The 6975-nt window shown below is 36.8% G+C and carries 8 protein-coding genes; all 8 read right to left on the reverse strand.

The genetic code is table 11. The features are described 5' to 3' along the window. Window positions 1-32: 32 nt before the first annotated feature. The 8 genes from fabK to bgsA all read right to left on the reverse strand — a co-directional run bounded on the left by fabK (window position 33) and on the right by bgsA (window position 6785). A complete protein-coding gene (fabK, locus tag AB3I34_RS09005) occupies window positions 33-989 on the reverse strand; it encodes an enoyl-[acyl-carrier-protein] reductase FabK (RefSeq protein ID WP_002356279.1) in 957 nt (318 codons plus the stop codon). Between the two features lie 136 nt (window positions 990-1125). Continuing rightward, on the reverse strand, window positions 1126-1353 hold the full coding sequence (locus AB3I34_RS09010) for an acyl carrier protein (protein ID WP_002356278.1): 228 nt from the start codon (window positions 1351-1353) through the stop codon (window positions 1126-1128). A 52-nt stretch (window positions 1354-1405) separates the two neighbouring features. Continuing rightward, the gene (locus AB3I34_RS09015) at window positions 1406-2371 is read right to left on the reverse strand and encodes a beta-ketoacyl-ACP synthase III (protein ID WP_002362374.1); all 966 of its coding nucleotides are present in this window, start codon (window positions 2369-2371) and stop codon (window positions 1406-1408) included. Window positions 2372-2386: 15 nt separating this feature from the next. After that, complete coding sequence (locus AB3I34_RS09020; RefSeq protein WP_002362455.1) at window positions 2387-2827, reverse strand: MarR family winged helix-turn-helix transcriptional regulator; 441 nt, start codon at window positions 2825-2827, stop codon at window positions 2387-2389. A gap of 389 nt (window positions 2828-3216) precedes the next feature. After that, window positions 3217-3447 carry a YkuJ family protein gene (locus AB3I34_RS09025; RefSeq protein WP_002379802.1) on the reverse strand — a complete coding sequence of 77 codons (231 nt, stop codon included), beginning with the start codon at window positions 3445-3447 and terminating at the stop codon, window positions 3217-3219. Window positions 3448-3547: 100 nt separating this feature from the next. Then, window positions 3548-4438: an NAD(P)-dependent oxidoreductase gene (locus AB3I34_RS09030; protein WP_002359377.1), complete on the reverse strand. Its 891-nt coding sequence runs from the start codon at window positions 4436-4438 to the stop codon at window positions 3548-3550. A gap of 72 nt (window positions 4439-4510) precedes the next feature. Next, a complete protein-coding gene (gene bgsB, locus AB3I34_RS09035) occupies window positions 4511-5734 on the reverse strand; it encodes a cell wall glycolipid biosynthesis glucosyltransferase BgsB (RefSeq protein ID WP_002389260.1) in 1224 nt (407 codons plus the stop codon). 46 nt (window positions 5735-5780) lie between these two features. Next, on the reverse strand, window positions 5781-6785 hold the full coding sequence (gene bgsA / locus AB3I34_RS09040; RefSeq protein ID WP_002362375.1) for a cell wall glycolipid biosynthesis glucosyltransferase BgsA: 1005 nt from the start codon (window positions 6783-6785) through the stop codon (window positions 5781-5783). Window positions 6786-6975 lie beyond the last annotated feature (190 nt).

Consider the following 6975-nt stretch of genomic DNA (forward strand, 5'->3'; position numbering starts at 1 on the left):
ACGACACCTCATTTTTTGTTAAAATTATTCACTTAGCCCCAACGCTGATTCATCTTATGTACAATCGCTTTGCATTCAGACATGAGTGAATCAATGATTTCTTGGGCTGTTTCTTCTTTTTTTATTAACCCGGCAATTTGTCCCGCCATGACGGAACCGTAATCCATATCCCCGTCAACGACAGCTTTGCGCAAAGCGCCTTGACCAATCTTTTCAAACATTTCTAAATCAGGTACTTCTTTTTGAAGTTCTTGCTTTTCTAATTGATTATATTGAGCAGTTAATTTATTTTTTAAAGTACGCACTGGATGGCCAAAATGTTGGCAGGTAATTACTGCATCTAAATCACGTGCCTTTAAAACTTTCTGTTTATAATCTGGATGAACGTTGCATTCTTTGGCAATTAAAAAACGTGTGCCTAACTGGACTGCTTCAGCACCTAACATAAAGGCCGCAGCCATACCACGACCATCACCAATCCCACCTGCTGCAATCACAGGAATTGACACAGCGTCAACGATTTGCGGTAAGCCACTCATAGTGGTTAACTTGCCAATATGTCCACCAGCTTCCATTCCTTCAAAAATGACAGCATCGGCACCAATTTTTTCCATTCTTTTTGCTAAAGCAACTGAAGGAACTACTGGAATTACTTTAATGTTATGTTCTTTAAAACGAGCCATGTATTTGGCTGGATTGCCTGCACCTGTCGTTACGACAGGAACCTGTTCTTCACAAACCAAATCGACAATTTCATCGGCAAAAGGTGAAAGTAACATGATATTGACACCAAAGGGTTGCTCCGTTAATTCTTTAACTTTTTTAATTTCTTTTTTTACGACTTCTTTTGGGGCATTGCCGCCAGCAATAATCCCTAATCCACCAGCGTTTGACACGGCACTTGCTAATGAAGCATCGGCTACCCAAGCCATACCGCCTTGAAAAATGGGATAATTGATTCCAAGCAACTCACATAACTGTTGATTCATTGATTTTATACGTCCTTTAGTTCTAAGATAAGTACACTTCATTCAAGTAAAAAAGGATTTTTTCGGCTTATTTACTTGTTTTTTTAGGGACTGGGTCATTTAGCAATTAAATGTCCCAGCCCCCTATTTTCATGTATTAGTTTGCTTGTTGTTTTTCTACATATGTTACTAAATCTTGAACGGTTTGGATGCCATCTTCTGTTTCGATTTTCACATCAAATTCATCTTCGATTTCGTTAATGATTTGGAATAAATCTAAGCTGTCCGCGTCTAATTCTTCTTGAATGTTTGTAGTTAATTGTACCTCTTCAGCATCTTTTCCTAATTCTTCTACGATAATTGCTTGAATTTTTTCAAATACCATGTGTATATTCCTCCAAAATAGTCATTTTCTTCATTTATATGTGAACAGTTTTTTACAGCGTTAGGAGCAGTGAGCCCCATGTTAAGCCGCCGCCAAATCCTGTTAGCACCACGCGTTGTTGGGAACCTAAAATTAAGGTCCCATTTTCAACTGCTTCATCCAACAAAATAGGAATGCTAGCAGCTGAGGTATTGCCATATTTATCCATATTCGTTAAAAACTTCTCGCGGGAAATCTTCGTCTTACGTGCAATTTTATCGATAATGCGCACATTTGCTTGATGTAGTAGAAGATAATCCACGGTTTCGTCCGTCACGAGTGATAAAATATTTTGTGAAACATCTTTAATCGCAAAATCAAAAATACTACGTCCTTCCATCTGTAGCGTCTTACTAGCCTGCTCATGCCCCTGATAAAAAGGACTTTCGTTGATCGTGTAGCCTGACGTTAAAGCCGCCCACCGTTGTCCATCTGCTTGTAATTTTTCATCTAGAAAATGCGGTGTCTCAGCCGCTTCAATCAAGACGCCGGCAGCCCCATCACCGAAAAGCACCGCTGTGGAGCGATCGGTCCAATCTAACATTTTGGAAAATGTTTCGCCACCAATTACTAGACCTGTTTGATAACGACCACTTAAGACTAGTTTTTCTGCCATACTTAAGGCATAGACAAAACCAGAACACGCTGCACTGATGTCAAAAGCAAAGGCCTCAGTGGCGCCAATTGCGCCTTGCACTTGGCAAGCAACAGAAGGCATATTGAAATCTGGTGTCACTGTTGCAACTAAAATAAAGTCAATCTCACTTGCTTGCTTGCCAGATTTTTCCAATAACTGTTTTGCGACTTGATGACATAAATCAGACGTATTTTCTTGCGTAACGATACGACGTTCACTAATGCCTGTTCGCGAATGTATCCATTCATCAGAGGTATCCATCATTTCACTCAGTTGGTGATTCGTGACACAATTCTCTGGAACATAACGGCTTGTACAACTAATTCGTGCATAATTCTTCATGGGGATCCTCACTTTTTATTTGTATTCTTGCAAGAAATCATGAAGATTTTTTAGTGCTCTTAACAGCGCTTGTTCTTCTTCTTGCTCCATGCCTTTCAAAATGTTTTTAACCATTTCACGATGAAAATGCTGATGGACTCTAAAAAGTAATTTTCCCTTTTTGGTTAAGCCAAGCTTTACTACACGTCGATCATCTTCACTACGCAAACGTTCAACATAGCCTTTTTTAACTAAGTTGTTAATCGCTACAGTAAGTGTTCCGACGGTAATTGACAGTTCCTTGGCTACTTCTGAAGACGTTTTTTTCTTGTACATACCAATTGCTTCGATTGTGTGCATCTCCGTAATGGATAAATCATTAAATTGTGATTTTTTCAATTCAGATTCTTCAATCGTTAAGATGTCATTAAAGACACTGACTAAGTAATCGTTGACTGTTTCTAAATTAGGTTCCATTCTGTGCACCATCCATATACTTTGATTATCAAAACATTTGATGTTCAAACTATATCGTAAATAAGCAAAGAATGCAAGAGAATTTTCTATATTTTTAATGAAATATTCTTCAAACATTTCAAAAAAGGCGCATTTTCAAGGGACGAGGCTTTTAAAAAAAGGATCAATTACTTTGATACCCAAACTATTTTCACAGAAAAAGGAAAGAAGTGCAACTAAAAAGCATCACTGGCACTCCCCTGATTGAGAAGTGCCAGTGATTTTTGTTATATAATTCTTAAACTCCCACTAAGCTATTGCTACAACTTGACTGGATAATACGAGAAGAGAGTGAACCAGAAGCTTTGGTGCTTCTACTCCACTCCCTTATTAAAATGTAGGACGATTAATTATTGAATTAAGTCGTAAATTTCCATTGCTACAATATCGATGTTATCGAATTGATAGCTTTGGTGCGTATCAGATTCTGTTAATTCAAATGTTTCTGTTGATTTATCAAAACTTACAATACATTTCTCTACGCCTTCACGTTCAAAGCGGCGTACTTGTACTTCATTATCTGCTGCTTCGATCATTGCTTCCAGTCTCTTAATAATCGCCACAAGTTGTGAATGTTTCATCAGTGGGCCTCCTTTTGCAAACTAGTTCTGTACCATTGTAACAAAACATTGCCTAACTTGCATGATTTTTCGTCATTTTTTTTGATTTTTTTGTTGTTCTTTAATTTTTATTCGTTGGTTGCTTGCCATCTGTCCACCAAAGCTTAATTAAGGCCTGTGTGCCATCATTTTCAAACCCTTTATCTGCAAGGCTTTCATATAATTCTGTCGCTTTTTGCGTCGCTGGTAATGGAAGGTCAAGTTTTTTTGCTTCATCTAACGCAATCTTTAAATCTTTGATAAAATGTTTAACAAAAAAGCCTGGCGTATAATCTTCTTTTAAAATACGTGGTCCATAATTACTTAATGACCAGTTTGCAGCACTGCCACCACCGACTGTTTCCAGAACTTTTTCTAAAGTTAATCCTGTCGCATTTGCGTAAACGAGCATTTCAGTCAACCCGGTCATTGTGCCTGCAATCATTAACTGATTCGCCATCTTAGTGTGTTGCCCTTTTCCAGCTGATCCGTGTAGCATAAACGTTTTACCAAATGTTTTGAAAATTGGTAAGACGGTCTCATAACTTTCTTGATCGCCACCAACCATAATTGTTAAAGTACCATTTTTAGCGCCTAAGTCACCACCAGAAACTGGCGCATCCAACGCATGAGCACCCACTTCTGCTGCTTTTTTGGCAATCTTTTCAGCCAAGGTCGGCGTACTTGTGGTTAAATCTACTACTATTTTACCTGTAAGATCTGCTTGAAAAATCCCTGTTTCATTAAAATACACGCCTTCAACATCTGAAGGAAAGCCAACCATTGTAAAAATGATATCGCTGGCTTCTGCAATTGCTTTTGGCGTATCATACCAAACTGCTCCTTCAGCAACTAAATCATCTGTTTTACTTTTTGTTCGATTGTAAACATTGACAGATAAATTGTTTTTCATCATGTTACGAATAATTGATTTTCCCATGACACCCGTTCCAATAAAGCCGATTTTAGACATAGTAGCTTCCTCCGTTCTTAAAATAAAAAACTTTCCTCCTTCAGTATAAACGAAGGAGGAAAGTTTTGCAGTTTATTTTCTTAAAGATGTAAATTTTACTTTAATTTTTTTAATTGAGTCCGCATTTTCTTTTTCCATTTGAAGTTGATCAAAGTAAATCAATGTATCTTGATAAAATTCAATCATTTTGTTGCCAAAGTTTGTAGAAGAAATTTCAAATAATTTTTCATCTAAAATAGTTTGGTCCATTTTAATATTTGCTTGTATATAGTCAATCAATGTTGGGGCAAAATCACTGTCTGTCTTAAAAGTTTTGCCTAAGCTTTCATGATCAAATAAATTATTTAAATAGGCGTTCCCTTCTGCAACACATTGAACGCCAGCAGCCATCGCTTCTGTATAAGTTAAGCCTTGTGTTTCCGACGTTGAGGCGCTGACAAAATAGTCAGCAGCTTTATAATAAATGGCGACTTCTTCATTTGGCACTTCACCCGTAAATTGAACGTATTCACTGACTTCTAGTTCTTCTGCTAATTCTTTTAAATCCTCTAGATAGGGACCATTTCCAACTATTACTAAACGAGTTTGTGGTAATTTTTCAATAATTTGTGGCAACCCTTGAATAATTGCTTGAATATTTTTTTCATAAGAAATTCGACTTAACGATAACAACATAATCTGTTGCTCTTCAATACCTAGTTGTTGACGCATTCCAGCGATCATTTCTTCAGTAATATCGGGACGTAAAAACTTATCAATTTCGATCCCTGTTGGAATAATTCTCATTGGTGCGGTCACTCCATAATCCCGTAATTTTTCAATTACACGTTCACTGGGACAAACAACACCTGTCGTATGATTTGTAAACACTCTTGAAAAGAATTTAACATGTGATGGACGGACAACTTTTCCTTTAGCAATATAATGTAAGTAATCTTCATACATTGTATGATACGTATGGATGACAGGGATTTTCATTTTTTTCCCAACCATTTTCCCTAAAATACCCGCACCAAATTCAGTATGTGTATGAATTAAATCTAATTCCAACTCTTTGGCAATTAAATAGGCGTACCACATGCCGCGAACCACTACTCGGCGATCTTTAAAAGACACGAATGGCACACTAGGCATTCGTATGACATCTTCTTCAAAATCAGTCGCGTTAGGATCGGTTGTCGTAAAAATATACACTTCATGGCCGTGCTTTTCTAATTCATCTTTTAAGGTCTTAATAGAAGTCGCTACCCCACTCACTTGCGGGAAATACGTATCAGTAAAAAAACCAATTTTCACTCTCATTACCTCCATTTCATCTAACAATAACTGCCTTCAATATTTGTTAAGATAAGACTGTTTCGTAGACTTCTTTTAACTCGTAACCAATTTGCTTGATACTTCTTTGCTCTGCTACTTGATAGCCTGCTTCTCTAGTGCTAGGTATTTCCCCTTCTAATAAGCCTTCAATATATTTTTTAAATTCTTCAATAGAATGACCCATATAACAATTTTCATTAGCTACTAGCCAGCCTTGATAAACTGGAATATCACGCACCAAGACTTGTTGCTGACTAGCTAATGCTTCTAAGACAACAATTCCTTCCGTTTCTTCACGCGAAGGGAAAAAGAAGAGATTCGCTGCCGCATAGGCCCCTTCGATGACATCTCCTTTAATATAACCTGGGAAAATAACATTTTCTGGATGATCTTCTTTAACTAATTGTCGGATATTTTTTGGGATAGAATACATTGGTGTATCACCAAACCAAATAAATTGATACTCTGGTAACTGTCGCGCAACTTCAATAAAATCAGTGATTCCTTTGCGTTCAAAAAATAATCCCACACAAATAATTACTTTTTTCTCTTCATCTATTTTAAAATATTCTCGGAATTTTTGTTCCTTTTCTTCTGAAGGATAAAAGCGTGATAAATCAATACCATTTGAGATCGCCGAAATAGGCACTTTAATGCCATATCCTTCTAGCAATGTTTTAGAATACGGTGTTGGTGTAATTAAATGATCCGCTTTGGAATACAAACTGATAAGATATTTTTTTACTAATGGTGCCAGTTGATTAGACCCAATAAAGGAATTACGAAAATCTTCTTCTGTCGAATGGGCATGATAAATAACTTTTTTTCCTAGTTTACGTGCTTTTCTGACCATACGATGGCTATTTACGCCGTATGTATTAATATGCAATATATCATAGTCACTGCAATCAGCATCTAATGTATATTCTATTCCAACTTCAGAGAGCGCTCGTTTCTGGTGATCTAATGCTCGACCAATACCTGATTTGGCTAAGATTTTCTCACCTTCAAAATATAACAATATTTTCAAACCCGCTCCTCCTTTTCTGCTTTACTAACTATAATAAACACATTATACCATAGCTAAAATTTGATGTATTCATTCTTCGGTAGGATCCTTTTAATCTTATAAATGTTTTTAAAGTCCCTTCTTCAAGCTTATCAAAAAATAGTGAATAAAACAAAAAAAGCAAAAACCAAGTTGGTTTTTGCTTTTGCTC

The sequence above is a fragment of the Enterococcus sp. C102(2024) genome (assembly GCF_040888205.1).
In the GTDB taxonomy this organism is placed as follows: domain Bacteria; phylum Bacillota; class Bacilli; order Lactobacillales; family Enterococcaceae; genus Enterococcus; species Enterococcus faecalis.